This window comes from Nocardia niigatensis NBRC 100131 (genome assembly GCF_000308655.1).
GTDB lineage: Bacteria > Actinomycetota > Actinomycetes > Mycobacteriales > Mycobacteriaceae > Nocardia > Nocardia niigatensis.
The window spans coordinates 80526-105179 of sequence record NZ_BAGC01000043.1 but is presented as its reverse complement, the minus strand read 5'-3'; the positions used below and the strand labels follow the sequence as shown (position 1 = coordinate 105179).

Annotated in this window: 28 protein-coding genes and 1 pseudogene; 18 read left to right on the top strand and 11 right to left on the bottom strand. The window is 69.1% G+C overall.

The features are described from left to right. The first annotated feature begins 129 nt into the window (after nt 1-129). Entirely contained in the window at nt 130-564 is a 435-nt protein-coding gene (locus tag ON33_RS17855) for a MarR family winged helix-turn-helix transcriptional regulator (RefSeq protein ID WP_040860096.1), read from the top strand. 127 nt (nt 565-691) lie between these two features. Here ON33_RS17855 and ON33_RS17850 read toward each other — a convergent pair whose 3' ends face one another. The 4 genes from ON33_RS17850 to ON33_RS17835 form a co-directional block, all read right to left on the bottom strand. Continuing rightward, entirely contained in the window at nt 692-1468 is a 777-nt protein-coding gene (locus ON33_RS17850; RefSeq protein WP_040860095.1) for a MerR family transcriptional regulator, read from the bottom strand. A gap of 14 nt (nt 1469-1482) precedes the next feature. Continuing rightward, nucleotides 1483-2244: an ABC transporter permease gene (locus tag ON33_RS17845; protein ID WP_040860094.1), complete on the bottom strand. Its 762-nt coding sequence runs from the start codon at nt 2242-2244 to the stop codon at nt 1483-1485. Nucleotides 2245-2252: 8 nt separating this feature from the next. After that, nucleotides 2253-3065, bottom strand: a complete 813-nt coding sequence (locus ON33_RS17840) for an ABC transporter ATP-binding protein (protein WP_040860524.1) — start codon at nt 3063-3065, stop codon at nt 2253-2255. A gap of 102 nt (nt 3066-3167) precedes the next feature. After that, the gene (locus ON33_RS17835; protein ID WP_245550574.1) at nt 3168-4439 is read right to left on the bottom strand and encodes an outer membrane protein assembly factor BamB family protein; all 1272 of its coding nucleotides are present in this window, start codon (nt 4437-4439) and stop codon (nt 3168-3170) included. A 214-nt stretch (nt 4440-4653) separates the two neighbouring features. On the opposite strand from ON33_RS17835, the gene ON33_RS17830 reads away from it, so the two are divergent. The 3 genes from ON33_RS17830 to ON33_RS17820 all read left to right on the top strand — a co-directional run bounded on the left by ON33_RS17830 (nt 4654) and on the right by ON33_RS17820 (nt 6507). Next, nucleotides 4654-5391 carry an acyltransferase gene (locus ON33_RS17830; RefSeq protein WP_040860092.1) on the top strand — a complete coding sequence of 246 codons (738 nt, stop codon included), beginning with the start codon at nt 4654-4656 and terminating at the stop codon, nt 5389-5391. A gap of 70 nt (nt 5392-5461) precedes the next feature. Beyond that, entirely contained in the window at nt 5462-5995 is a 534-nt protein-coding gene (locus ON33_RS17825; RefSeq protein ID WP_040860091.1) for a DUF1697 domain-containing protein, read from the top strand. A gap of 125 nt (nt 5996-6120) precedes the next feature. After that, a complete protein-coding gene (locus tag ON33_RS17820; protein WP_051152516.1) occupies nt 6121-6507 on the top strand; it encodes a cupin domain-containing protein in 387 nt (128 codons plus the stop codon). An 88-nt stretch (nt 6508-6595) separates the two neighbouring features. Here the strand turns inward: ON33_RS17820 and ON33_RS17815 are convergent, their stop codons facing one another. The 3 genes from ON33_RS17815 to ON33_RS17805 all read right to left on the bottom strand — a co-directional run bounded on the left by ON33_RS17815 (nt 6596) and on the right by ON33_RS17805 (nt 10243). Continuing rightward, on the bottom strand, nt 6596-7858 hold the full coding sequence (locus ON33_RS17815; protein WP_040860089.1) for a glycosyltransferase family 4 protein: 1263 nt from the start codon (nt 7856-7858) through the stop codon (nt 6596-6598). Continuing rightward, complete coding sequence (locus ON33_RS17810; RefSeq protein ID WP_040860088.1) at nt 7855-9387, bottom strand: 1,4-alpha-glucan branching protein domain-containing protein; 1533 nt, start codon at nt 9385-9387, stop codon at nt 7855-7857. The genes ON33_RS17815 and ON33_RS17810 overlap by 4 nt, the downstream gene beginning before the upstream one ends. Nucleotides 9388-9460: 73 nt before the next feature. After that, on the bottom strand, nt 9461-10243 hold the full coding sequence (locus ON33_RS17805; protein WP_040860087.1) for a class I SAM-dependent methyltransferase: 783 nt from the start codon (nt 10241-10243) through the stop codon (nt 9461-9463). 191 nt (nt 10244-10434) lie between these two features. Between ON33_RS17805 and ON33_RS17800 the strand changes: the two genes are divergently transcribed. From ON33_RS17800 to ON33_RS43405, 4 genes are all read left to right on the top strand, one after another. Beyond that, nucleotides 10435-11220: an electron transfer flavoprotein subunit beta/FixA family protein gene (locus ON33_RS17800; RefSeq protein WP_040860086.1), complete on the top strand. Its 786-nt coding sequence runs from the start codon at nt 10435-10437 to the stop codon at nt 11218-11220. Nucleotides 11221-11258: 38 nt separating this feature from the next. After that, nucleotides 11259-12218, top strand: coding sequence for an electron transfer flavoprotein subunit alpha/FixB family protein (locus ON33_RS17795; protein WP_040860085.1), 960 nt, complete (start codon nt 11259-11261; stop codon nt 12216-12218). Between the two features lie 111 nt (nt 12219-12329). Next, the gene (locus ON33_RS41345) at nt 12330-12536 is read left to right on the top strand and encodes a hypothetical protein (RefSeq protein ID WP_157184590.1); all 207 of its coding nucleotides are present in this window, start codon (nt 12330-12332) and stop codon (nt 12534-12536) included. Nucleotides 12537-12572: 36 nt separating this feature from the next. Beyond that, nucleotides 12573-13430 carry a hypothetical protein gene (locus ON33_RS43405; RefSeq protein WP_051152415.1) on the top strand — a complete coding sequence of 286 codons (858 nt, stop codon included), beginning with the start codon at nt 12573-12575 and terminating at the stop codon, nt 13428-13430. 35 nt (nt 13431-13465) lie between these two features. Here ON33_RS43405 and ON33_RS44420 read toward each other — a convergent pair. Beyond that, nucleotides 13466-13519, bottom strand: a pseudogene (locus ON33_RS44420) (hypothetical protein); the annotation flags it as partial. Between the two features lie 3 nt (nt 13520-13522). On the opposite strand from ON33_RS44420, the gene ON33_RS17780 reads away from it, so the two are divergent. Continuing rightward, complete coding sequence (locus ON33_RS17780) at nt 13523-13933, top strand: aminoglycoside phosphotransferase family protein (protein WP_051152414.1); 411 nt, start codon at nt 13523-13525, stop codon at nt 13931-13933. 21 nt (nt 13934-13954) lie between these two features. Here ON33_RS17780 and ON33_RS17775 read toward each other — a convergent pair whose 3' ends face one another. Further along, nucleotides 13955-14392, bottom strand: a complete 438-nt coding sequence (locus ON33_RS17775) for a DUF1707 SHOCT-like domain-containing protein (protein ID WP_218001457.1) — start codon at nt 14390-14392, stop codon at nt 13955-13957. Between the two features lie 61 nt (nt 14393-14453). Continuing rightward, nucleotides 14454-15041, bottom strand: a complete 588-nt coding sequence (locus tag ON33_RS38305) for a TetR/AcrR family transcriptional regulator (protein ID WP_051152413.1) — start codon at nt 15039-15041, stop codon at nt 14454-14456. A gap of 76 nt (nt 15042-15117) precedes the next feature. Here ON33_RS38305 and ON33_RS17765 point away from each other — a divergent pair, with 76 nt between their 5' ends. Both ON33_RS17765 and ON33_RS38300 read left to right on the top strand, forming a co-directional pair. Continuing rightward, on the top strand, nt 15118-15903 hold the full coding sequence (locus ON33_RS17765) for an SDR family NAD(P)-dependent oxidoreductase (protein WP_040860083.1): 786 nt from the start codon (nt 15118-15120) through the stop codon (nt 15901-15903). Continuing rightward, nucleotides 15900-16391 carry an SRPBCC family protein gene (locus ON33_RS38300; RefSeq protein WP_083869054.1) on the top strand — a complete coding sequence of 164 codons (492 nt, stop codon included), beginning with the start codon at nt 15900-15902 and terminating at the stop codon, nt 16389-16391. The genes ON33_RS17765 and ON33_RS38300 overlap by 4 nt, the downstream gene beginning before the upstream one ends. 10 nt (nt 16392-16401) lie before the next feature. On the opposite strand, the gene ON33_RS17755 is transcribed toward ON33_RS38300, so the two are convergent. Beyond that, the gene (locus ON33_RS17755) at nt 16402-17262 is read right to left on the bottom strand and encodes a LysR family transcriptional regulator (protein ID WP_040860082.1); all 861 of its coding nucleotides are present in this window, start codon (nt 17260-17262) and stop codon (nt 16402-16404) included. A gap of 112 nt (nt 17263-17374) precedes the next feature. Here ON33_RS17755 and ON33_RS17750 point away from each other — a divergent pair, with 112 nt between their 5' ends. From ON33_RS17750 to ON33_RS44030, 7 genes are all read left to right on the top strand, one after another. Beyond that, a complete protein-coding gene (locus ON33_RS17750; protein WP_040860081.1) occupies nt 17375-18670 on the top strand; it encodes an NAD(P)/FAD-dependent oxidoreductase in 1296 nt (431 codons plus the stop codon). A gap of 120 nt (nt 18671-18790) precedes the next feature. Next, entirely contained in the window at nt 18791-19480 is a 690-nt protein-coding gene (locus ON33_RS17745; protein WP_040860080.1) for an SDR family NAD(P)-dependent oxidoreductase, read from the top strand. Continuing rightward, nucleotides 19477-20553, top strand: coding sequence for an S-adenosylmethionine:tRNA ribosyltransferase-isomerase (locus ON33_RS17740; protein WP_245550573.1), 1077 nt, complete (start codon nt 19477-19479; stop codon nt 20551-20553). The genes ON33_RS17745 and ON33_RS17740 overlap by 4 nt, the downstream gene beginning before the upstream one ends. A gap of 297 nt (nt 20554-20850) precedes the next feature. Further along, a complete protein-coding gene (locus ON33_RS17735) occupies nt 20851-21699 on the top strand; it encodes a GNAT family N-acetyltransferase (RefSeq protein ID WP_040860079.1) in 849 nt (282 codons plus the stop codon). Between the two features lie 144 nt (nt 21700-21843). Further along, entirely contained in the window at nt 21844-22662 is an 819-nt protein-coding gene (locus ON33_RS17730) for a lysophospholipid acyltransferase family protein (protein ID WP_051152411.1), read from the top strand. Between the two features lie 75 nt (nt 22663-22737). Beyond that, nucleotides 22738-23364, top strand: a complete 627-nt coding sequence (locus ON33_RS17725) for a VOC family protein (RefSeq protein ID WP_040860078.1) — start codon at nt 22738-22740, stop codon at nt 23362-23364. A 247-nt stretch (nt 23365-23611) separates the two neighbouring features. Next, nucleotides 23612-24652 (top strand): hypothetical protein, encoded by a 1041-nt coding sequence (locus ON33_RS44030; protein WP_157184588.1) that lies wholly within the window; start codon nt 23612-23614, stop codon nt 24650-24652. Nucleotides 24653-24654 lie beyond the last annotated feature (2 nt).

Sequence of the window (24654 nt, the reverse complement as noted above, 5' to 3'; positions counted from 1 at the left end):
CGGAGTTGGGAGTTCTCGGCGCTGTGTCGCGGAAGACGACATTGACGTGCGAATGCGAAGATAGATTAGAACTCTAATGATCGTCAAGGTTCGAACAACTGCATGAGCTATCATGCCCGAGTGACGTCGATGCCGGTCGAAGAACGCCTGGGGACCTTCATCAAGCGCGCCGAACAGGCGCTCATGGGCGCGAAGAACGCCGCGCTCAAACCCGCGGGCGTGACGATTCCGCAATACGCGGCCCTCTACGTCCTCAGCGAGAACCCGGGCATCTCGGCGGCCGAACTGGCCCGGCGCTGCGGCGTCACCCCGCCCACCATGAACACCGTCCTCACCAATCTGCGCGAGCGCGGCCTCATCGAGCGCACCCCGCACGCCTGGCACCGCAATGTGCTCGAGACCCGGCTCACGGACGAGGGTCGCGAGGTCATGCATGCCGCCGACAAGCGGGCCGTCCCGGTCGAACGCGCCCTCGAGGCCGAGTTCACCGACGCCGAGCGGGAGGCGCTCATATCCCTGCTCGAGCGCGCCGCGACGCTCCTCGATTCGGTGCGACCGGACTGATCCCCGCCCTTCGCTGACAGCGCCGAAGTCGGCGGACCTCAGCGACGACGACCAGCGCACGCTGCTCGCCCTGCTGCAGCGGTCGCGGCGCAGGTCGAGGTGTTCGCGCTGACCCCGCGGTAGCGCTTCACGACCGAGGCGGCACCCGCTCCACCCGGGTCCAGCCCTTCCAGCCCCGCTCCGCCAGGATCGCCAGGAGTCGCTCGGCGACCGGCGAGGTCTCGAGCATGGTCGTGTCCAGCAGGTCGACGAAGTTGTCGTCCATCAGATCGCTGAATTTGCCATCGCCCCCGCCCGCCGCCGCGGCGTGAATGATCAAGCGCTCCAGAATGTCCGCGACCTCGACGATCCGCGGGTCCTCGACCGTCCAGTCGAGCGCCCCACTGAGCAGGTGGTAGAGCCGCACCATGTCGGGGTTGTTCAGCTCCTCGTGCTTCTTGGCGATCACGGCGTCGATCAGGTCCGGCACCTGAGCGGCGATCATGATCCAGCCATCCCGCTCCAGCTCGATATACCGCTCCTCGACCCCCAGGCCCCGCAGTCGATCGAGGTAGTCCACCACGCTCTGCGGCAATGCCAGCTGCTCCCCGGCGGCCAGCTGGGCCAGCCGCTGCCGGGTCCCCTGCAGCCGCCGGATCTCGGCGCGCAACTCCTTGTCGATCGCCCGGACACCCGCGGCGAACTCCTCGGGTTCGGCGTCGAGCAGTTCCTGCACCCGAGCCAGCGGCACCCCCGCGGCGGCGAGGGTGTGGATGCGGATCAGCCGCACCACCGCCGCCGCGCCATAGGTCCGGTACCCGGAGCGGTCGCGCTCCGGCTCCGCCAGCAGCCCGATCCGGTGGTAGTGGCGGACCGCCCGCACCGTCACCCCCGCGTAGGCCGCCAGCCTGCTGATGGTGAGCATTGCTCCAGCCTGCCTCAGGCGATCTTCCGGCGGTAGGTGACCATCGCGAATCCATAGGCCACGACCAGGATTCCGACGCACCAGGCCAGCGCCGTCCAGGCATCGCCGCCGACCGGCTGCTGGGCGAACAGGGCACGGATCGTATTCACGATCGAGGTCACCGGCTGGTGTTCGGCGAACCAGCGCACCGGCCCGGGCATGCCCGCGGTGGGCACGAACGCCGAGCTCACGAACGGCAGGAAGATGAGCGGGTAGGAGAACGCGCCCGCACCCTCGACCGATCCCGCCGACAGGCCCGGGATCACCGCGAGCCAGGTCAAAGCCAGGGTGAACAGGATCAGGATCCCGGCGACGGCGAGCCACGCCGCGACTCCGGCACCCGAGCGGAAACCCATGAGCAGCGCCACGCCCACCACGATCACCAGCGAGATCAGGTTGGCGATCAGCGACGTCAGCACGTGTGCCCACAACACACCGGACCGGGCGATCGGCATCGACTGGAAGCGTTCGAAGATCCCGCTCTTGATATCGGTGAACAGCCGGAACGCGGTGTAGGAGATACCCGATGCGATCGTGATGAGCAGGATGCCGGGCAGCATGTAGTTCACGTATTTGTCCGAGCCCGTGGCGATCGCGCCGCCGAACACGTAGACGAACAGCAGCATCATGGCGATCGGCACGATCGCGGTGGTGATGATGGTGTCGGGGCTGCGGCTGACGTGCCGCAGGGTCCGGCCGGTGAGTGCGGCGGTGTCGCCGAGGAAGTAGGAGGGCATCGTCTTTCCTAGGAGTTCGTATCGGCGGATTCGGTGCCGGTGGCATCGCCCGCGTGGTCGTCGCCGATGATCGCGAGGAAGATCTGCTCGAGCGTCGGCCGCTTCTCGACGTACTCGACGGTGGCGGGCGGGAGCAGTCGCTCGAGTTCGTCGAGGGTGCCGTTCGCGATGATCCGGCCCCGGTGCAGGATCGCGATCCGATCGGCCAATTGCTCGGCCTCGTCGAGGTATTGGGTGGTGAGCAGGACCGTCGTGCCGCGCCCGGCGAGGTTTTCGACCGTCTGCCACACCTCGAGGCGCGCCTCGGGATCGAGTCCGGTCGTCGGCTCGTCGAGGAAGATCACCGGCGGATTCCCGATCAGGCTCATGGCGATGTCCAGGCGGCGGCGCATCCCACCCGAGTACGTGGACACCCTGCGCGCGCCGGCGTCGGTCAGCGAGAAGCGCTCGAGCAGGTCGTCGGCGATCGAGCCCGGCTGCGCGAGGTGGCGCAGCCGGGCGACGAGCACGAGATTCTCGCGCCCGCTGAGGATCTCGTCGACAGCCGTGAACTGCCCGGTGAGACTGAAGGATTCGCGCACCTCCGCCGGGTGCGTGGCGACATCGAAGCCATTGACATGGACCGTGCCCGCGTCGGCCTTCGACAACGTGGCGAGGATCCGCACGGTCGTGGTCTTGCCCGACCCGTTGGAGCCGAGCAGCGCGAAGATGCTGCCCCGCTCCACCTCGAAGTCCACGCCGCGCAGCACCGCGAGCTGCCCGTACGATTTCTCGAGACCCCGCACCCGGATCGCCGGGGCGAGTGTCGGTTCGGTCGTCATCATCGTTCTTCTCCATCCCGGAGCTGTTCCGGTCGGTCCGGAGAGGCTCCCGGAACCAGGATGGAGGGTTGACCCTGCGTCAGGGTCAAGCCGGCAACGGCACTACTTCTCCGGTTTGAAGACGAACAGCTCGCCGATGCGGGTGGTCACCACGACCTCGCCCTGATCGCCCACCGCGGTGGCCACGGTGGTGCCCTCCGCGCCCGGCAGTTCGTTCGACTGGACGGTGGCGCCCGTCTTCGTGTCGAAGGTGACCAGGGTCAGCTTGTCGCCGATCGGCGCGACCGTGTACCCGGTTCCGCCCGCCGTCTGCACCGGCCGTCCGCGCAGCTCCAGATCCTTGCGCTCCCAGGCGATCTCGGCGCTGTCACCCTTGTCGCGCAGCGCGACCAGGTGCCCCTGGTCGCCGGCGGGCACCAGCAGGCCGTCGGCCACCGAGATGCCGCCGCGTGCCGGGAAGCCAAGATTCTGAACCCATTTGGTGTGCCCGGTGGCCGCGTCCACGGCCATCAGCCGGTTGGTGTTGTCGCCGACGTACACCGTGCCGCCGTCGGCCGACAGGGCCGGACTGGTGGCGCTGCCCTGCTCGAGCATCTTCGCGGTCCAGTCGACGCGAACGTCCTTGCCGCCGTAGGTGAGCGCGATCAGCGCGGCCGTATCGTCGCCGGGCTTCCACACGGTCGCGTAGAAGCGACCCGTCTTCTGGTCCACGGCAGACACATTCGCGACCGGGCACCGCGGCCCGCCGGTCGCGCAGTCCTCCAGGCCCTGCCCGTCCGGCGGGCGGCTCAGCGACGGGTTGGCCATGTAGTCGGGCTCACCCAGCAGCTGGAAGGTGGACGCCCGCCGATCGCCGGTCTGCCGGCTGAGCACGTCCACCTGCCCGGACTGGGTCACCGACAAGACATTTCCGTCACCGGTGAACTGCACCGACACCGGTGTCCCGGCGGCCGGGGTGCGCCAGCGCGGCTGCCCGAGATTGTTGAAGGAGTTCACCGCGCCGTCGTCGCCGACGTACACGTTGCCGTTGCCGTCGACCGCGGAGCCGCCGGCGATGGCGCTGGGGCCCATCGGGTTGCAGAACCGTTTGCGGCCGGTCGGCATCTGGAACGACTGAATATTGCAGCCGGTGGTGCGGGTGGTGACGTACAGCTGGCCGTCGCTGCCGATGGTCACCGGCTGCGCGACCGGACCGCCCACGGGGCGAGACCAATTCAGCGCCAGCTTCCGGGACCCGGTGATCGGGCTCGACCCGCTGTTGTGGGCGTCGCGGAAGGCCAGCGGCCAGCCCTTGCCGGGACCGACGCCGATATCGTCGACCTTGGTGCTGCCGTACGCGCACGCCGTCAGCGCGAACAGCCCGGCGCTTGCCACTGCCAGCACCTTCGCCCCGGTGCGGGTGCCTCGTTCACGTCCGGTCCGCCGCCTGCCGTTTCGCACCTGCTGGTGTCCCTTCTGCCAGTACGGAAGTCTGTAGTTTCTCGCCGGGCCGCTACAGCCGGAGCACAGCCTACTTTCACGCCCTTTCGAGGGGGCGGATACCCTCGTTGAAACGACCGGTGAACACAGGGAGTAGTTCGTGACGAGCATGTGGGGCGCACCGCTGAGCGCGCGTTGGCGGGGTTCGCGCCGCCGGGATCCGGAGCAGGCCCGTTTCCTCACGCCCGCGTCCCTGAAATGGGTGCTCGCGAATCGCGCCTACACGCCCTGGTATCTGGTGCGCTACTACCGGCTGTTCAAGTTCAAGATGGCCAACCCGCACGTGGTGTTGCGCGGCATGGTCTTCCTGGGTCGAAATGTCGAAATCCACGCCACTCCCGAACTGGGTCGGCTGGAGATCGGCCGCTGGGTGCACATCGGCGACGGCAATGCCATTCGCTGCCACGAGGGTTCGCTGCGCATCGGCGACAAGGTGGTCTTCGGCAAGGACAATGTCGTCAACACCTACCTCGACATCGAGATCGGTGAATCCACCCTGGTCGCCGACTGGTGCTACATCTGCGATTTCGACCATGTCACCGACGACATCAACCTGCCCATCAAGGACCAGGGCATCGTGAAGTCGCCGGTGCGCATCGGCCCCGACACCTGGATCGCCGCCAAGGTCACCGTGCTGCGCTCCACCCGCGTCGGCCGCGGCTGCGTGCTCGGCGCCCACGCCGTGGTCAAGGGCGATGTCCCCGACTACTCGATCGCCGTCGGCGCCCCCGCCAAGGTGGTCAAGAACCGGAAGGTCGCCTGGGACTCGGCCGCCGAGAAGCGCGCCGCCCACCTGGCCGCCCTCGCCGACATCGAACGCAAGAAGAGCGGCGCCACCGCCTCCTGACAACACACCTCGCGAAGGCCGGGCCCGGATGCCCGGCCTTTTGTCATGCCCACCCGGTACCTTCAGGCCCATGCACCGCTACGCCGCCTTCCTGCGCGGGATCATGCCCACCAACCCGAATATGCGCAGTGAGAAACTGCGCGGCGTGTTCGAAGGACTCGGCTTCGAAGGGGTCAGCACGCTGCTCACCAGCGGCAACGTCGTCTTCCGGTCCGCCGACACCGATGTCCCCGCCCTGGAAGCCAAGGTCCAGCAGGCGCTGAACGCTGAACTCGGCATACCCGGCGGCACCCTGATCCGCACCCAGGCCCAACTCCAGACCCTGGTCGACTCCGACCCCTTCGCCGGACTGACCCACGGCCGCGAAACCTACCTCACTGTCACTTTCGTCCGAGAAGCCTCGAAATCCATTCCCGACTTCCCCTCGGCCACGGTCCGGATAATCCGCTTCGACAAACCCTGCCGAGCCCTCCTCTCCGTCATCGACAACACCGACCCCAGCACCACCGGCTTCATGTCCGTAGTCGAGAAAGCGTGGGGCAAGGACATCACCACCCGCACCTACCTGACGGTCCAGAAGGCCCTCAAAAAGATGGACGCCTAACTCATTTCGCCGCGGGTGGGGTGCGGAGGGTTGCCGGACACTCTGCGGAACCGCAGGTCGCGCGATACCGTGGGCCGGTGACTCTCGGATTTCGAGCTGTGCTGACCGGGGTGGCGTCCGTCGCGATGGTGGGGTCGTTCGCGGCGACCGCGCACGCGACGCCGTCCAGTGGCATCACCGCGGTGATCCTCTCGCAGACCACCATCGGCGGCATGGACTACATCCTCCGCGAAATCACCATTGCCCCAGGCGGTTCCACGGGGTGGCACTACCACGACGGGAACCTGTACGCGCTGGTGCGGCAGGGGGACCTGAGCCACTACGGGCCGGACTGCGCGGTGGACCAGACCGGCGGGCCGGGCACCACGTTCGTGGAACGGGCCGGGACCGGGAACATCCATCTCGAGCGCAATCTCGGCACCGTGCCGCAGGTCCTCGATGTGCTGTATGTGCTGCCCGCGGGCAGTCCGCTGTCGGAGGACGCGCCGAATCCGGGCTGCCCGTTCGAATGACGGACGCGAACACCCGCGCCCCGAATTAGAACTCGTTCCAATTCGGGGCGCAGGGCTGTCCCCGGGCGAATTCCGAGCCGGGGCGGGCTCAGTACGGCTGGTTCGGATCCCGTTCGGGGAGCGGGCGTTCCGCGATCACGGGACGACCCAGCGGCGTCCGGACCCGGCGCTTGGCGGATTGATAGACGAGGGCGGTCTCGGCCGCCACCACGTCCCAGGCGAAGTCGGCGGTCAGCCGTTCGCGGGCGGACCAGGCGCGATCCTGGGCGGCGGACGGGTCGTCCAGCACCGAGATCACCGCTTCGGCAATACCGTTCACGTCCGCCGGTTCGAAGGAGGCGCCGGTGACGCCGTCGGTGACCAGATCGCCGAGCCCGCCCGCGGTGGAGGTGACCAGCGGGGTGCCCGCGGCCGCCGCCTCCAGCGCCACGATGCCGAACGGCTCGTAACGGCTGGGCAGCACGATGGCGTCGGCGCTGTGCAGCCAGCCGAGCAGATCGGTGTGGTCGAGCTTGCCGATGAAGTTGACCGCGCGCGCCACCCGGTGCGCCCGCGCCCGCTCACGCAGCCAATCGAATTGGGTGCCGATACCGGCCACCGTCAGGGTCGTGCCCGGGTGCGCCTTGCGGATGCGCGGCAGCGCGGCGATGGCGTCCTGGATGCCCTTCTCGTATTCCAGCCGCCCCACGTACAGCAGCCGCGGCGGACCGGAGCGCGGCGCGCGCTCCCGGAAGGTCCACGCGCCCACGTCGATACCGTTGCGGATCACCGTCATCGGCACCCGCTCGGCGCCGTAGAGACGGTGCACCTCGTCCTTCATGGACTCCGAACAGGTGATGAGCGCGTCGGATTCGTGCGCCAGCCACCACTCCACCGAGTGCACCTGGCGGTTCACCCGCCCCGACACCCAGCCGCTGTGGCGGCCCGCCTCGGTGGCGTGAATGGTGGAAACCAGTGGCACGTCGTAGTACTCGGCCAGGGTGATGGCCGGGTGCGCGACCAGCCAGTCGTGGGCGTGCACCACATCGGGGGTCCAGCCCTCGCCGATGCCGGGCTTGTTCAGGGCGATGCCGGCCCGGACCATGGCGTGGCCCATGGCCAGCGTCCACGCCAGCATGTCCTCGCCGAAGTCGAACGCCGGCGGATCCTCGGCGACCGCGACCACCAGGACGCCCTCCTCGATGAAGGAGTGCGTCGGGTGGGTGGTGGCGTCGGTGCCCATCGGCCGGCGCGCCAGCACGACGACTTCGTGCCCGGCGGCGGCCAGTTCGACGGCGAGGTGGTGCACATGGCGGCCCAGCCCACCGACTACGACGGGTGGGTACTCCCACGACACCATCAAGATCTTCATGCGGGTCCTTCTGAAGCGGGGCCGAGCCTGCGCGCATCGAGCGCGGGGAAGAGTCCGTCGGCCGGGTACCATCCTGCCGCCAACTGCCCCGCTTTGGCGAGTTGCCCGGCCGCCACCGCCGCGGCGATCTCGCGTACCGCGTGGGCGTGTTCATGGGCTCGGTCGCGCGCGTATCCGGCCGCGGAATCCTTCGACACCATGAACGCCCAGTCGCTGGAGACGGCCAGGATCGCCTCCCTCAGCAGCTGGTCGGCAACCGGGTCGCGGAGCCCGGTGGCGTCCACCCGCATCTTGTCGAGGGTGTCCAGGGCCAGGCGCACCACCTCGGCATTGAGCTCGACCAGATCGGCGACCTGGTCTCCGGCCCACACCCGCCAGTCCTTGCCCGAACCCCAGGAGGAGTCGGCCAATTCGACGCGTTCGCCCACGTAACCACGGGCCCGCGCGTCGGCGAGCGTGCCGACGGTGACCCCGGCCGCGGGCAGTGCGCGCAGCACCTGTTCGAGCCATTGCGGGCCCTCGTGCCACCAGTGCCCGAACAGTTCGGTGTCGAACGCGGCCACCACGAGCGCGGGGCGACCGATACGTTCCGACTCTGAGATCAGCCGCTCGCGCACGGTCGCCACGAAGTCTGCGACGTCCTTCTCGACGGCCGCGGCCGCGAGTTCGGGGTCGTAAGGAGCCTTGTCGGGGCCCGCGACAGTCTTGCCGGTGACGCGCGCCGGTTTCAGTCCGGTGGCGTGATCATAGTGATGGAAATCACGGTAGTAGGACTGGCCCGGGTACCCGGATTTCGGCGACCACACCCGGTAACTGACCGTCAGGTCGCGGCCGAAGGCCACCACGTCCGAATCCCACACCGGCCGACCGAGCGTGGTGTCACCGCGCAGCGCGGGACCGTCCACCATGAAGTGCGAGATGCCGACCTTGTCGTAGGTCCGCTCCATGCCCGGCGTGAACCCGCATTCGGGGGCCCAGATGCCGGCGGGCGTGTGCCCCCAGCGCGCCCGCGCGTCGGCCAGGCCCTCGGTCAGCTCGTATTCGCGCAGCCGCCAATCCAGCAGCGGCTGGAACGGATGCGACAGCGGGCCGCCCAGCAATTCGATGGCCTCGGCGTCGATGAGCTCCCGCCACACCGGCGAGGCCCCGTGCATCCAGCGGGTCTCGAAATCGTCGAGAGCGGCTGCGGCGAGCCGGTGTTCGTGCCCGCCGAGCGCGGTATTGCCCGACATGGACGCCTCGTCGGCGCGCAGCCGCCAGTTGCCCAGCCAGTGATGCATGCCCTTCAGGCAGTGCGGATCATCCAGCTGCGCCGCCAGCACCGGCGTGATCCCCAGGCTGATCAGGTGCGAACGTCCCTCGGCCGCAAGGGTTCTCAGCACCTTCGCCACGGGCAGGTAGGACGCTGCCCACGACTGGTACAGCCACTCCTCGCCGACCGGCCAGCGCCCGTGATGGGCCAGCCACGGCAGATGGGAATGCAGGACCAGCGTGAACTGGCCCGGAGCCGGGGGGAGCCGGTCGGTCACGCCTCCACCTCGCTGCGCTCGGCTCCGGCGTGCCCGACGCGGGCTGTGTCTTCGGTTCGCTCGCTGCGCTCACTCACGGCTTCACCGCGATGGCCAGCAGATCCAGGCTGGCGTCGATGTCCCGCTCGGAGTCGGCGACCAGCTCGAAATCGTCGATGCGCACGGCGGCCACATCGGCGGCCAGATCGGCCGGCCACGGCTCGCCGGCGAGCGCCCGTTCGATCTGCGCGTCGATGATCGACCCGCCCCACTTCGCGTCCAGCGCAACCAGTTCGGGGCCGTGGAAGATGCCCGCCATCAGTTCCACGGTGAAACCGGCCTCGGCGAGCAGTTCGGTCATTTCCGCGGCATTCAGCTCACGGGTGTGGAAAGGGTTGAGCGGCGTGTCGCGCCCGGGGGAGAAGGTGATCCGGTTGGGCGTGGAGATCAGCAGCTTGCCGCCGGGCCGCAGCACCCGCAGGCATTCGCGCAGGAACTGGGCCTGGTCCCAGAGGTGCTCGATCACTTGGAAGTTCACCACGATGTCGACCGAGGCGTCGTCGAGCGGCAGGTCGGCCAGATTGCCCTGCACCATCTCCACGCGCGGGTACTTGGCGCGCACGTGCGCGACCGCGCTGTCGTCGTAGTCCAGGCCGGTGACCCGCGCGGCGACGCCGGCGATCATATTGGCGCCGTAACCTTCTCCGCTGCCGGCCTCGAGCACGACCTTGCCCGCGCACTGCTCGAGCATGCGCACGTAGGCGATCTCGTGCCGCCGGAACCAGTAGTTCTCCTCGGCGATGCCGGGCACCGTCCGCTCGCCGGTCAAAGGCAAGGGGTCGGTGGGGTTTTCAACAGGACTCACGGCCTCGCTCATTGCTCCGACGTTAGCGGTTGTCCATATCACACCCGCGACCGGATCAGCCGATGCGGAAACTCACACCGTAAGTTACCCACGAGTAACTTAACGTAGGGTAATCTCCCGATCGAGCTACTCGTGGACGTACGTGACGAACTCGTGCGACCGCCACACCCAGTGCCACCAGAACAGGAGGTCGACGAAGACCAATGCCGAACATCGTCGTACTGATCAAGCAGGTTCCCGACACCTGGTCCGAGCGCAAGCTGACCAGCGGTGACTACACCCTCGACCGCGAGGCCGCCGACGCCATCCTCGATGAGATCAACGAGCGCGCCGTCGAGGAGGCGCTGTTGATCAAGGAGGCGCAGGGCGGCGAGGTCACCGTGCTGGCCGCAGGCCCCGATCGGGCCACCGAGGCCATCCGCAAGGCCCTCTCCATGGGCGCGGACAAGGCCATCCACATCAACGACCCGGCCATCCACGGCTCCGACGCCGTGCAGACCGCCTACATCCTGGCGGCCGCGCTGGGTCAGATCGAGGGCATCGAGTTGGTCATCGCGGGCAACGAGGCCACCGACGGTCGCGCCGGTGCGGTGCCGGCCATCATCGCCGAGTACCTGGGTCTGCCGCAGCTGACCCACCTGCGCAAGCTGACCGTCGACGGCGAGCGCATCGCCGGCGAGCGCGAGACCGACGAGGGCGTGTTCAAGCTCGAGGCCACCCTCCCGGCCATCGTCTCGGTCACCGAGAAGATCAACGAGCCGCGGTTCCCGTCTTTCAAGGGCATCATGGCCGCCAAGAAGAAGGAAGTTCAGACCTTCACCCTGGCGGATCTGGGCGTCGACCCGGAGACCGTGGGCGTTGCGAACGCCGGCACCCGGGTGACCGGTGTGACCCCGAAGCCGGCGCGCACGGCGGGCGAGAAGATCGTCGACGAGGGCGAGGGCGGCAACCAGATCGCCACCTACCTGGTCGGTCAGAAGATCATCTAATTGCCCCCGGGCCCAACGACTTTCAGGAGATAGAAAAAATGGCAGAAGTTTTGGTGCTCGTGGAGCACGCTGACGGTGCGCCCAAGAAGGTGACCACCGAACTCCTCACCGCCGCTCGCGCGCTGGGCACCCCGGCCGCCGTCGTGGTCGGCGCTGCCGGCACCGCCGACAAGCTCGGTGACGCGCTGGCCGCCGCCGGCGCCGAGAAGATCTACGTCGCCGAGGGCGACGACGCCGAGGGCTTCCTCGTCACCCCCAAGGTCGACGTGCTCGCCGCCCTGTCCGAGTCCGCCGCCCCGGCCGCGATCCTGGTCGCCGCCACCGCGGACGGCAAGGAGGTGTCGGGTCGCCTGGCCGCCCGCATCGGTTCCGGTCTGCTGATCGACGTCATCTCCGTGAGCGGCGACGGCTCGGCGCAGCACTCCATCTTCGGTGGCGCGTTCACCGTGGACGCCAAGGCCACCGGCGACGTGCCGGTGATCTCGGTGCGCCCGGGTGCCATCGAGGCCGCCCCGCAGGCCGCCGCCGGCGAGAAGGTCGTCGTCGAGCTGCCCGCGCAGGAAGAGGGCGTCACCAAGATCGTCTCGCGTGAGCCGAACGTGGGCGGCGACCGTCCCGAGCTCACCGAGGCCGCGATCGTGGTGTCCGGTGGCCGTGGTGTCGGTTCGGCCGACAACTTCGGCAAGGTCGTCGAGCCGCTGGCCGACGCCCTCGGTGCGGCCGTCGGTGCTTCCCGCGCCGCCGTCGACTCCGGCTACTACCCGGGCCAGTTCCAGGTCGGTCAGACCGGTAAGACGGTCTCCCCGCAGCTGTACATCGCCCTCGGCATCTCCGGCGCCATCCAGCACCGCGCCGGCATGCAGACCTCGAAGACCATCGTGGCCGTCAACAAGGACGAAGAGGCCCCGATCTTCGAGATCTCGGACTACGGCATCGTCGGCGACCTGTTCAACGTCGCCCCGCAGCTGACCGAGGCCGTGAAGGCTCACAAGGGCTGATTTCAGCTCTGCTGCAAGCGGATCGAAGGTCCCCCGGCCGGATTCGGCCGGGGGACATTCGTTTTCGGGCCCAAGGAACTGAGGGCACGGAGGTGCCTCACGCGGATTCTCATGACCGGCGCTGCGGTCGCGGCAATGATGGCGGCCGGGATCGGGTCGGGTACGGCCGCGCCGCTGCCGCTGACCGATCCCACCAAGATCTCGGTGGCGACGGATGCGGTGGCGCCCGGAACCGGGGCGACCACGATCGCGGCATCCAATCCGAGTGGCAGCCGGGGCTGCGGTGTGACGGTGTTCTGCTCGGACCCCGTCGGGTAGCGCGATCGCTGTGCGTCGTGGACGTACAGTGACACCGTGCGTGGGCGATTCGATCCTCGGCGACGGCGGGCCGAGGAGCCGGTCGCCCGTAAGACCAGTAACGCTGCCGGTTCCGGATTCGACGACGTCGAACTCGGCGACGTCGTCGCGGCCCTGCATTTCGATCTCGCCGAATGGCTGGGATCGGACGCGCCCCTGAAGGTCTTCGACCGCATCTCCGGGGCGCTGGACGACCAATTCACCTCGGTCGTGACGACCGGGCAAGCCGTGGACCGCGAGACCTTCCTCGCCGGCATGTGGTCGGCCCGAAACATGCTGGCAGGCGTGGAAATCGAGGTCTCCGAGGTCCAGGAGATCGCCCGCAGCGGCCAGCTGATCGTCGTCCGCTTCGTCGCCGAGAACCGCATCGGCACGGTGAAAACCGGTCGGCGCACAGTGACGGCCGTCCTGGTGACCGACGGCCGAACCTACCTGTGGCGCACCGTGCACGAGACACCGGTACCGGAGCCGGCCGCCGCTACGCCACAACCAGCCACCGAGAGTTCAGCCGTAGACGCGAGCGGCGATGTGGCCGTCGGGCCGGACCAGCAGACCGGTGGTGGGGGAGAGGCCGCAGGCATCGCGGAGGGCCTGGGGGAGTTGGGAACCGGTGAGCAGCACGTGGCCGGGGCCGAGCAGGTCGAGGGTGGAGCGGCAGTCGGGGAGCCAGGCGTGGGGGAGGCGGTCGCCGATCTCAGCGGCAGGAAGGTAGCCGCGATCGGCGAGGGTGCCGGTGTCCCGGCAAGCGGTGCCGAGCAGCAACTCGTCGTCGATCCGGTAGCTCCCGCGCGTACGGGAGTTCTCGGTGGAGATGTCGATGACCTGGCGGGCGAGCTCGCGGCGCTCGGATCGTAAGTGCCGAGCAGGATTTCGGGAGCCGCCCCGGTGATCACGGCGGCCGGCTTCCACGCGAGGTTGTCGGCGTCGCCGATCCCGAGGTTCATGCCGTGGCCAATGTCGCCGAGGTTATTCCGGCGCGGCTCCTGGATCGTGCCGCGGAGCGTCGCGCCGAACTCGCGGTGCCGGACGGCCCGCTGCTCGTGGTCAATCGCGATACGCATCTCGGCAATATCGTTGCGGCGGAACGGGAGCCGTGGCTGCTCATCGACCCGAAGGCATATCTCGGGGAGGCGGCGTTCGATGCCGGGTTCCTGGTGATGATCCAGGTGCAGAGCGACCCGACGGCCGAGCATGCCGGGGCGGTGGTCGAGCGGACCGCCGCGGGATCGGCCGTCCGCGCCGATCGGGCGCGCGCCTGGGCGTTCATGCGATCGATGGAGGAGATCGTGTGGGCCGTCCAGGACGAGGAGCCCGAGGATCTGCGATTGCATCTCGCGGTGGCGGCAGCCCTGGCGTGACCGACGAAAACTGCGGTGGAACTATCGTGGCCGATACCGATCCCGCGCCGCCTGCCGCCGCCGCTGGGCGTCGCGTTGCACGACCATCCCGATGGAGGTGGGGATCATCAGCGCGACTCCCCACGGTGCGGCGACCCAGATCGGCCAGAAGTAACCCAGTCCGGTGGCCACCCAGATCACCACGCACATCAAGGTCACGAAGACCCAGGGCGCCCAGATGATCTTCACCCAGAGTGGCACGCTGCTCACGTCGGCCGGGGTGCTCAGGCTGGAAACCCGTTGGACCGGTAGGTCGGACATGATCGGCGCGAGTTCCCCGTAGGTCCGGGCCGAATACACCTGCTGCAGTCGTTCGTCGAACTCGTGCAGCGTGATGCGCCCCTCGTCCATGGCCACGCGCAGCCGGTCGGCGATGTGTTCGCGGTCCCTGTCGGAGGCCCGCATGTTCTCCTGCCCCACGGTGCCAGCGTAATTCGGTTCCGGCGGACGTGTCGGCCGTATCCGGCCCGGTGCGCCGCGCTCAGGCGGCGGGCAGTCCGGCGATGCTCGCGATCAGCGCGCGGGCGTCCGCCCGCGCGGTGTCGGCCCAGGGCGCGCTCGGTTTGTGGATGCGCAGGGACGCCACCCCGTGCACGGCGCACCAGATGCGCAGGGCGGCGGCGCGCCGGGTCCGCGGGTCGGTCTCGGGCAGCAGCCGGGCGAGGCGGTCGAGCAGGTCGAGGCCGGGTCCCTCGCCTTCGGTGTCGAGCGGATCGGGCCGCTCGAAGAGCAATTGGTATGCGCCCGGGTGGCTTTCGGCCCAGGTCAGGTAGGCGCCGAGCAGGGCGTCCAGTCGCTCGGCGGGTGTCGCGCCGGCCGGGTCGGCGGCGTCGAGGTCGGCACGCAGCCGGCCGAAGAGTGCGGCTATGACGGCGTAGTTCAGCGCGTCCTGGGAAGCGAAGTGCATGTAGACGGCGCTGGGGGCGACGCCGCAGGCGCGGGCGATGGCGCGCAGGGACGGCGCGGGCAGCGGTTGCGGCTCGAGCAGCAGGTCGATGGCGGCGGCGACGAGTTCGGCGCGCAGCCGTTCGCCTTCGCCTCGGGTTCGGCGCTGTCGGGTACCCGGCACGAAGTCCTCCTTGACAGAGATAGCTGAACAGCTGTTAAGTATACATAGCTGAACATATGTTCACCTAGGAGGAGAAATGACCGAGTGGTATCCGGCGACCGCGGTCGTCACCGGCGCGAGCAGCGGCATCGGCGCGGCCTTCGCCACCGCCCTGGCCGCCCGCGGCTGCGATCTGGTCCTGGCGGCCCGGCGCGAGCCGCGGCTGCGGGAACTGGCGAAGGAACTGGAAGCCGCGCATGGGGTTTCGGTGCGCGTGCTCGCCGCCGACCTGTCCGATCCGGCCGGTGTGGCCTCGGTCGCCGAGGTTCTCACCGATCCGGTGCGGCCGGTCGGCATCCTGATCAACAATGCCGGTTTCGCCACCCACGGCGCGCTGGCCGGCCACGAGGCCGGCAAGGTTCGCGAAGAGATCGCGGTGAATGTCGCCGCGCTCGCCGAACTGACCCACGCCGCGCTGCCGTCCATGGTGAGCCGCGATCGCGGGGTGATCGTCAATATCGCCTCGACCGCGGCCTTCCAGCCGATCCCGTTCATGGCCGTCTACGGCGCGACCAAGGCCTTCGTCCTGTCCTTCACCGAGGCCCTGTGGGGTGAACTGGAAGGCTCGGGAGTCACCGCGCTGGCTGTGTGCCCGGGCGCGACCGACACCGAATTCTTCGACGTGGCAGGCGATGCGGCCAGCGTCGGCAACCGGCAGACGCCGCAACAGGTGGTGGCCACCGCCCTGCGCGCCCTGGACCGCCGCAACCCGCCGCCGAGTACCGTGTCCGGCATCGTCAACGCGGTCTCCTCGGGCCTGCCGCGAATCCTGCCCCGCCGCACCACCATTCGCGTGACCAGGCGACTGGTGGCGTCGAAATGATGTTCGCCCTGCGCCCGAGCGAACTCGGCGACATCGATGCCATGCGACTGCATCTGCACAGCGAGCGCACTGTGGCGGCCTCCGCGGCACGCACTTTCGAGATCCTCGCCACCGGCGAGGGACAGCCGGAGTGGGCGAACGGCTACCGTGCCACCACCTGGTATTCGAATGCCCGTGCCGCGGGGGCGATCCGCGATATCCACCTGCGCTGGATCAGCGTGCGGGAACGCTTCCTGGCCTGGGAACCGGCCGCGCGCTTCACCTTCGGCGCGGACGCCATGTCGATTCCCCTGGCCCGCCGCATGATCGAGGACATCGCGTTCACGCCGATCGACGCCGGGCACTGCACCCTGACCTGGCAGGTGCACCTGGATCCGGCGCCGGCGCTCGCGCCGATCGAGGCGCGGTTCGTGCGGTCGATGCTGGCCCCGATGTTCGAGTCCTTCGCGGCCGGGCTCGCCGAGTTCGCCGCCGCGCATCCCGGTTAGCAGTCGCGCGTCAGGCGCAGTGCAGTGCCGCCAGCAGGGTCGTCACGATGGGGGAGGTGCGGCCCTCGCTGCGCGTGACGGCCGAGACCGGGATGCGCAGTGGGTGCCCGGTGAGCCGCAGGGTGGCGATGCCCTCGGTCTGGCTGTCGGCGTAGAGGATGGTCCAGGCGTCGGGCCGGTTGATGAGTTCCATGGTGGCGGTGTGGTCGGGCGGGATGGGCGGGCCGAAGACCGGCCCGGTCGGCAGGTCGGCGAACGCGGCCCGCACCACATTGTGGAGCAGGACCTGTTCCGACTCCGGGGGCAGCAGCAGCGGATAGGTCCCCAGTTCCGCGAGGGTGACATCGCCGCCGCGCGTGACGAGCGGGTGCGCGGTGGAGGTGGCGATGACCGGATCCTCGACCCAGAGCTTCTCGACCGTCAGCCCGGGCTGGTCCACACTGCCCCGGATGAGAGCGAGATCACAGTCGCCGTCGGCCACCGCCTGGATGCGCTGCCGGAACGGCTTGATGACGAATTCGATCTCCGCTCCCGGATGCGCCTCGCGTGCGCCGGCGATCGCGGACAGTGATCTAGTTGCGAAGCTCATATTAGCCGCCAGGCGAATGCGTGGTCCGGAGGCCCGCACAGCTGCGCGAATGGCCGATTCCAGGCTCAGCATTTGTTTCGCAAGGGGAAGTAGCCGGGTGGTCGCGTCGGTGGGAACGACCGAGCGGGTGGACCGTTCGAAGAGGTTCACGCCGAGGTCGCGTTCCAGCCGGGCGATCTGGTGACTGATTGCCGACTGCGAGATGAAGCATCGGCTCGCGGCCCGGCTGAAGCTCAGCTCCTCGCAGACCGCCACGAAGTAGGCCAGCTGGCGCAGCTCCACGGCTTTCTCCAATTCATGATCAATGTAGATAAGAGTCATCTTGATTATGCGCCCAGATCCTTGGAACAACCGCGTTCCGAATCACGGTTAGTCATGACGGAAGGGAGCAGTCATGCAACACGTGGAGGCGGGAATCGAAACCGCTGATGTCGTCATCGTCGGATCGGGATTCGGTGGTCTCGCCGCTGCGAAGCAGTTGAACAAGTCCGGAGTCCGGTACGTCCTCATCTCGGGTACCCCCGAGCACCTCTTCCAGCCCCTCCTCTATCAGGTTGCGACCGGTGTGCTCGCCTCCGACGAGATCGCACCGCCCATGGCCAATATCCTGCGCAGCCACAAGAACGGCGAGGTGCGCCTGGGCAAGGTCACCGCCGTCGACGCCCCCAATGCGATCCTCACCTACGAGACGGCCGAGGGTCCGAAGCGAATCCGCTACGGCAAGCTCATCGCCGCCACCGGCGCCAGCCAGTCCTACTTCGGCCGCGACGACTTCGCGGACAAGACGTTCTCGCTCAAGACCATCGACGACGCCCGCAACCTGCGCGCGCAGATCCAGCGCGTTTTCGAGCAGGCCGAGCACGCCGACCCCGAGACCCGCCGCCGCCTGCTGAGCTTCGTGGTGGTCGGCGCGGGCGCGACCGGCGTCGAGGTCGCCGGTCAGCTGAAGGAACTCGCCAAGCGGTACTACCACCAGGAGGACACCGTCACCCTGGTCGAGGGCGCGGGCGTGGTGCTGCCGCCCTTCGGCGGCGGGCTGTCGGAGTACGCCAAGGAGTCGCTGGAGCGCAGCGGCGTCGAGGTGCTGGTCGACACCTTCGTGACCGATATCGAGGACGGCAAGGTCACCGTCAAGAGCAAGGACGGTGTGGAGCGCCGCATCGCCGCCGAGACCGTGGTGTGGTCGGCGGGCGTGGCCGCCGGCGCCTTCGCCCAGGTGCTGGCCGAGGCCACCGGCTGCGAAACCGACCGTGCCGGAAGGCTTCTCATCAACCCCGACTGCACCGTCGGCGGGCACGCGGACATCTTCGCCATCGGTGACATGACCTTCCTCAACGGCTACCCGGGCCAGTCGCCGGTCGCCATGCAGGAGGGCCGCCACGTGGCTGACATCATCCGTGGCAAGAAGCCCGCGGCCACCCCGTTCAAGTACTGGGACAAGGGGTCGATGGCGGTGATCAGCCGCTTCAGCGCGGTCACCAAGCTGAACGACAAGATCAAGTTCACCGGCCTCATCGCCTGGGTAGCCTGGCTCGCGGTGCACATCTACTACCTGGTCGGCTTCCGCAACCGCTTCGCCGCGGTGCTGTCGTGGCTGGTGGCCTTCATCGGTAGTGGCCGGCCCGGCTTCAACGAGGTCGAAAAGGCCGCGGCCGCAATGACTCCGGAGAAGTCACCGGTAGCGGCCTGACCGCACGAACGAAACGAGCCGTCCGGCGACGCGCCGGGCGGCTCGTCCCGTTCGCGGGGTTCTTCGCTTCCGGTGAAAAATCATTGACCTGAACAGCGCTTCAGGTTTCACGATGGCGTTATGCCTGAGAACACGAAACGCGCCCTGATAACCGGGGCATCGGCGGGCTTCGGTCGAGCGGTCGCGCTCGCGCTCGCCGAACGGGATTGGGAGCTGATCATCGTCGCCCGTGGCGCGGATCGGCTCGAGCAGGTGCGGGCCGCGACCGGCGCGCACGCTATTGCGGGGGATGTGGCCGATCCGGCGGTGCGGGCGCGGATCGCGCAGGCCGTCGGGACGGGACGCCTGGACCTGGTGCTCAACAATGCCAGCGCACTCGGACCCAGCCCCCTGCCCACGCTGGACCGGTATCCGCTCGATGCGCTGACCGTCGTCCTGGACACCAATGTGATTGCGCCCCTGGCGATTCTGCAACTTTCCCTGCCCGCATTGCGGGCGTCGGAAGGGGCGGTGGTGGATATCAGCTCCGACGCGGCGGTCGGCGGCTATGAGGGCTGGGGCGGCTACGGGGCGTCCAAGGCGGCCCTGGACCAGCTCACCAATGTGCTCGCCGCGGAGAATCCGGCACTGCGGATCTACAGCTTCGACCCGGGCGATATGCGGACCGAGATGCATCAGGCCGCCTTCCCGGGTGAGGACATCTCCGATCGGCCCGAGCCGGAAACCGTGGTCCCCGCGCTGCTGCGGCTGCTCGAATCTCGGCCGCCGAGCGGGCGCTACCTCGCCTCGGAGATGCGGGTGGCGTCATGACGCTCGGCATGGACGCGGCGCTCGGCGCGGACCCGATCGACTTCCAGCTCCCCGACGACCTGTCCGCCACCAGCCCGCCGGAGGCGCGCGGGCTGGCACGTGACGGCGTGCGGCTCCTGGTCGCCGATGGCCCCGTGCTGTCCCACGCGCGGTTCCGGGAGCTGCCGTCGTTCCTGCGCCCGGGAGATCTGGTGGTGGTCAACAACTCCGCCATGATCGGTGCGGCGGTGGATGCCGAATACCAGGGCGAACCGGCCGTCCTGCATTTCTCGACCTGGCTGGACGACGGTGGCTGGGTGGCGGAGTTGCGTGACCCGCACGGCGTCCCCTGGTGCGGCAGGGCCGTGGAACCCGGTGCGCGCGTACAGCTTCCGGCCGGGTCTTACGCCACGCTGCGCGGCCGGTGGCTACCCGGCGCGGAACGGCTCTGGGTCGTGGATCTCACCGGCGAAGACCTCGACAGGGCTGACGTGGACGTGCGGGAACTGCTGGCGCGGCACGGACGGCCGATCACCTATGCGTATGTCACCGAACGCTGGTCGGCGTCCTACTACCGGACGGTCTTCGGTCTGATCCCGGGCAGCGCCGAAATGCCCAGTGCGGGAAGACCGTTCACCGATACATTGGTGACCGAGCTGGTCGCGGGCGGGGTGGGGTTCGCGCCGATCACCCTGCACACCGGGGTGTCCTCACCGGAGACCGGCGAACCGCCCAGCCCGGAACGGTTCGCGGTACCGGAGATGACCGCGCGACTGGTCAACGCCACGCATGCCGCGGGCGGCCGGGTGGTGGCGGTGGGGACCACGGTCACCCGTGCTCTCGAAACCGCCACTGCCGCAGACGGTCTGGTGCGCCCGATGGCCGGCTGGACCGAGCTGGTGCTGGACGGTGACCGCCCCGCGCGGGCGGTGGACGGCCTGATCACCGGCTGGCATGCGCCGGGCGCCTCGCACCTGCGCCTGCTGGAATCCGTCGCGGGCGGGGACGTGGTCCGGGAGGCGTACCGGGTGGCGCTCGACTCCGGTTATCTCTGGCACGAATTCGGCGATTCCGCCCTGCTCTTCCGGAACTGATCCGCTCTCGTTCCGGAAGCGGACCCCCGCGGTGCAAGGCTCACCTCCGGTGGCGTAGGCTGGCCTCTTCCGCGTTGCCGACCACCCGCGGAGCCGATTCGAGCCCGCCACAGCGGGTTCGGGGCCCGCGCCAAGGCGCCGGTACCCCGCTGGGATACGAGCGTTTGTCCTGGTAGAGAACGTTCGGAAGCGGTCGGATGAACTCCCGGTGCGGTCTGCGTCGCGTTCACCGGACTGGCATCGAGAGGTAATCCGGCGGTCGCTCCAGCGCAGTCTGGGACTGGCTTGATCAAGCCTATGACCACCAAGGCAGCGTCGAATTCCAGCCTGCTGGCAGCCGCGTCGAAGCCCGCCCCGGAAGCACCCCGCACCACCGGACGGTCCCAGTACTCCCTGGTCGTCTCCTCCGACGCCGAGCACCGCGAAGCCGCACAGCGGCTGCGCTACCAGGTGTTCGCCAATGAGCCGGGATTCACCATCCCGGACAACGGAACCGGCCTCGACGCCGACCGTTTCGACGAGCACTGCGACCACCTGCTGGTGCGCGATGAGCTCACCGAGCAGTTCGTCGGCTGCTACCGCATGCTGCCACCGGACAAGGTGCCCACCGCCGGCGGCTACTATACCGCCACCGAATTCGATTTGGCCGCACTGGATCCCGTCGGTAACCGGATCGTCGAGATGGGCCGCGCCTGTGTGGTGCCCGATCACCGCAACGGCTCGGTGCTGACGCTGATGTGGGCCGGCATCCTGCACTACATCCAGCTCACCGGATACGACTGGGTGATGGGCTGCGTGTCGGTCCCCATGCAGACGACGCCCGAGGACGAGCCCGGCGTCAATGTGCGCGGCGTGCGCGACATGCTGCTGCGCAAGCACGCGCTGGAGACGGAACGCCATGTGCGCCCGTACAACCCGGTCGTGGTGGACGGCCGGACCCTCGACGAGCTGGCCGCCCCGGCCCGACCCAAGCTGCCGCCGCTGCTGAACGGCTACCTGCGCCTGGGCGCGCAGATCTGCGGCGAGCCCGCCCACGATCCGGACTTCGCGGTGGCCGACTTCGTCGCGCTGCTCGGCCTCGAGACCATCAACACCCGCTACCTGGAGCGCCTGCAGGGCGCCGCCAACAGCCTGGATGCCCGGTGATGCCCCATGATGCCCGCACTGCTCTCCCCGGACGCCGGATCGCTCTCGTGCCCGCCGGCCGAGGCCTCCGCCCACTCCTGGATGCCCCACAGTCCCTGCGGCCCTTCGTGTGTCGACTCGCCCGCTGAGGCGAGCACGCTCCGGGTGGCCACCCGGATCGCCGGTATCGCCGGTGTGCTGCTGAGCTTCCCGATCGCGTATTACGCCGCCCCGCGCCGCCGCCGCGCGGGCGTGCAGCGCCGCTATGCGCGAGCCTTGCTGGCCTGCTGTGGAATTCGGGTCCGCATCGTCGACAATCGCGCCCCCGAGGACCGTCGGGAGGGCGGCGTGCTGATCGCGGCCCGCCACATCGGCTGGACCGACATCGTGGCGCTGACCATCGTCGAGCCCATGTCCTTCGTCGCCCGCGCCGATCTGGTCGAGTGGCCGATGCTCGGCGATGTCGCCAAGCGGGTCCGCGTCATCCCCATCGAACGCGAACGACTACGGCAGCTGCCCGCGGTCATCGAGACCATGGCCGACCGGCTGCGCGCCGGCGAGCGCGTCACCTTCTTCCCCGAGGGCACCACCTGGTGCGGCCGCGCCCACGGCCGCCTGCGTCCCGCCCTGTTCCAGGCCGCCATCGACTCGGAGACGCCGGTGCAGCCGATCCGCCTGCGCTACCTGGACCGCGACGGTGAACTGTCCGCCATCCCGGGTTTCGTCGGCATCGATTCGCTGGCCGACTCGTTCCGCCGCGTCCTGCGTTCCAAGGGCGTCGTGGCCGAGATCGCCCTGCAGCCGCAGCTGCATCCAGCCGGCGCGGACCGCCACGAGCTGGCGCGCCGCTGCGAGCGGACCTTGGAGGGCGACACCGTCGCCCGCGCCTTCACCGATGTCATCCACGGCTCCGAGCACCTCGAGGCTGTCGGCACCGGCGCGGTCCGGCGGGCCGAGGCGCCACGGGTGACCGCCGGGCAGTGATCCGGCCCCGCGGGTGCCGGGACTGATCAGGAATCGAGAAGCGCTGGTCAGTGGCGCGACCGTAGCGTTGCCGACATGACTTCCATCGACACCATCACCCTCGATGTCGCGGACACCGACGCCGCGGCCACCTTCTACTCGAACGCGTTCGGGCTGGGCTCGGAGCTGCTGAACTTCCGGACGACTCAGGAGCCCAGCACCGGATTCCGCGGCTACACGCTGTCGCTGACGGTGGCCCAGCCGGCCGACGCCGACGCCTACCTCGACGCGGCGCTGGCGGCGGGCGCGACCTCGCTCAAGCCCGCGGCCAAGTCGATGTGGGGCTACGGCGGCGTGGTCCAGGCCCCCGACGGCGCGATCTGGAAGGTCGCGACCTCCTCGAAGAAGAACAGCGGCCCGGCGTCCAAGCGTTTCGACTCCATGGTGCTGCTGCTGGGTGTGGAGAACATCGGCGCCAGCAAGCGCTTCTACGTCGACCACGGGCTGCCGGTGGCCAAGAGCTTCGGGCCGATGTACGTCGAGTTCGACACCGGCTCCAGCCCCGTCAAATTGGCGCTGTACAAGCGTCGCGCGCTGGCGAAAGATGCGGGGGTCTCCTCCGACGGCAGCGGGTCCCACCGACTCGTCGTGGGCGGCGCCGCGACGTTCACCGATCCGGACGGATTCGCCTGGGAGACCGCGTCCCAGCATGCCGCGCGCTGAGTCGCCGTCCTATCCGTGGGCGCGTGCCCCGACCTGACGGAAGGCTGCTGGCGTAGTCGGTGAAGCCGAGCAAATTAGGGGCTTCGGGTGGGGTAGGTGGCGCATTAGGGGTTTGTACAGGCGTCCAGTTTCGAATGTGCCGGAGTCGGCATAGTTTTCGCGGTCACGGGCGACTTGTCGGTAACACACCGATCCGTCTGTTCGACGGCAAGGCAACCGAACAACATCGTCTGGAAGCGAATTCGAAATGTCGGCAAGGACATTCCCGGTCGTGGTGGTAGCCGCGGCCGCAATTGCACTCAGCGCGCCCCTGGCCGTCGCGGACCCCTCCGCGACGACAAGCCCAGCCCCGGGCGCCGGCCTGGGTGTGGACGTCGGCATCGGGCCCGGAGGGCTGAACGTGGGCGTCGACGTCCAGGGTGGAGGCGGCGCCAATGCCGGTGCGTCCACCCAGCCGAGCGCCGGCGCGAACGCAGGCGGCGGTGTGCAGGCCGGGGGCAACACGGGCGGCGGCGTGCAGGTCGGCGGTGGCGTGCAGACCGGCGGCAATGCCGGTGGGGGCGTGCAGGTCGGTGGCGGAACGCAGGTCGGCGGGGATGCCAATGGCGGTGTGCAGGTCGGCGGTGGCACCCAGACCGGCGGCAATGCCGGTGGCGGTGTCCAGGTCGGCGGCGGTACGCAGACCGGTGGAGATGCCAATGGCGGTGTCCAGATCGGTGGCGGTACGCAGACCGGCGGGGATGCCAATGGTGGCGTGCAGATCGGCGGGGGCAGCCAGGTCGGTGGGGACGCCAATGGCGGTGTGCAGATCGGCGGGGGCGCGCAGACCGGTGGCAACGCCAATGGCGGTGTGCAGATGGGCGGGGGCAGCCAGGTCGGTGGAGATGCCAATGGTGGCGTGCAGATCGGCGGCGGCACCCAGATCGGTGGCACCGCCGGAGGCGGTGTGCAGGCCGGCGGCGGTACACAGATCGGTGGCGCCGCCGGAGGCGGTGTGCAGGCCGGCGGCGGTACACAGATCGGTGGCGCCGCGGGTGGCGGTGTGCAGGCCGGCGGGAACACCGACATCGGCGGGGCGGCGCTGGGCGGCATCGACCTGGTGACGGCCGGAGCCGGTGCGGCTGGTGCGGACACCGTGTACGGCATGGCGATTCCGGTGGGTGCGACCGGCGGCATCCCGGGCGGCACGGCGGTCACCGATCAGGTCCCGGCCGGTGGCTACGTGATTCCCAAGGGCGCGCCCGAGACCGGCGCGGGCGGCATGGCCGCCCAGGTGAGCGCGCAGTGATC

Bases quoted from the DNA above. Each gene is read 5' to 3' on its own strand.
- ON33_RS17855 (WP_040860096.1), top strand. From the start codon at position 130: ATGCCGGTCGAAGAACGCCTGGGGACCTTCATCAAGCGCGCCGAACAG.
- ON33_RS17850 (WP_040860095.1), bottom strand. From the start codon at position 1,468: ATGCTCACCATCAGCAGGCTGGCGGCCTACGCGGGGGTGACGGTGCGG.
- ON33_RS17845 (WP_040860094.1), bottom strand. From the start codon at position 2,244: ATGCCCTCCTACTTCCTCGGCGACACCGCCGCACTCACCGGCCGGACC.
- ON33_RS17840 (WP_040860524.1), bottom strand. From the start codon at position 3,065: ATGACGACCGAACCGACACTCGCCCCGGCGATCCGGGTGCGGGGTCTC.
- ON33_RS17830 (WP_040860092.1), top strand. From the start codon at position 4,654: ATGTGGGGCGCACCGCTGAGCGCGCGTTGGCGGGGTTCGCGCCGCCGG.
- ON33_RS17825 (WP_040860091.1), top strand. From the start codon at position 5,462: ATGCACCGCTACGCCGCCTTCCTGCGCGGGATCATGCCCACCAACCCG.
- ON33_RS17820 (WP_051152516.1), top strand. From the start codon at position 6,121: ATGGTGGGGTCGTTCGCGGCGACCGCGCACGCGACGCCGTCCAGTGGC.
- ON33_RS17815 (WP_040860089.1), bottom strand. From the start codon at position 7,858: ATGAAGATCTTGATGGTGTCGTGGGAGTACCCACCCGTCGTAGTCGGT.
- ON33_RS17805 (WP_040860087.1), bottom strand. From the start codon at position 10,243: ATGAGCGAGGCCGTGAGTCCTGTTGAAAACCCCACCGACCCCTTGCCT.
- ON33_RS17800 (WP_040860086.1), top strand. From the start codon at position 10,435: ATGCCGAACATCGTCGTACTGATCAAGCAGGTTCCCGACACCTGGTCC.
- ON33_RS17795 (WP_040860085.1), top strand. From the start codon at position 11,259: ATGGCAGAAGTTTTGGTGCTCGTGGAGCACGCTGACGGTGCGCCCAAG.
- ON33_RS41345 (WP_157184590.1), top strand. From the start codon at position 12,330: ATGACCGGCGCTGCGGTCGCGGCAATGATGGCGGCCGGGATCGGGTCG.
- ON33_RS17765 (WP_040860083.1), top strand. From the start codon at position 15,118: ATGACCGAGTGGTATCCGGCGACCGCGGTCGTCACCGGCGCGAGCAGC.
- ON33_RS38300 (WP_083869054.1), top strand. From the start codon at position 15,900: ATGATGTTCGCCCTGCGCCCGAGCGAACTCGGCGACATCGATGCCATG.
- ON33_RS17750 (WP_040860081.1), top strand. From the start codon at position 17,375: ATGCAACACGTGGAGGCGGGAATCGAAACCGCTGATGTCGTCATCGTC.
- ON33_RS17745 (WP_040860080.1), top strand. From the start codon at position 18,791: ATGCCTGAGAACACGAAACGCGCCCTGATAACCGGGGCATCGGCGGGC.
- ON33_RS17740 (WP_245550573.1), top strand. From the start codon at position 19,477: ATGACGCTCGGCATGGACGCGGCGCTCGGCGCGGACCCGATCGACTTC.
- ON33_RS17735 (WP_040860079.1), top strand. From the start codon at position 20,851: ATGACCACCAAGGCAGCGTCGAATTCCAGCCTGCTGGCAGCCGCGTCG.
- ON33_RS17725 (WP_040860078.1), top strand. From the start codon at position 22,738: ATGACTTCCATCGACACCATCACCCTCGATGTCGCGGACACCGACGCC.
- ON33_RS44030 (WP_157184588.1), top strand. From the start codon at position 23,612: ATGTCGGCAAGGACATTCCCGGTCGTGGTGGTAGCCGCGGCCGCAATT.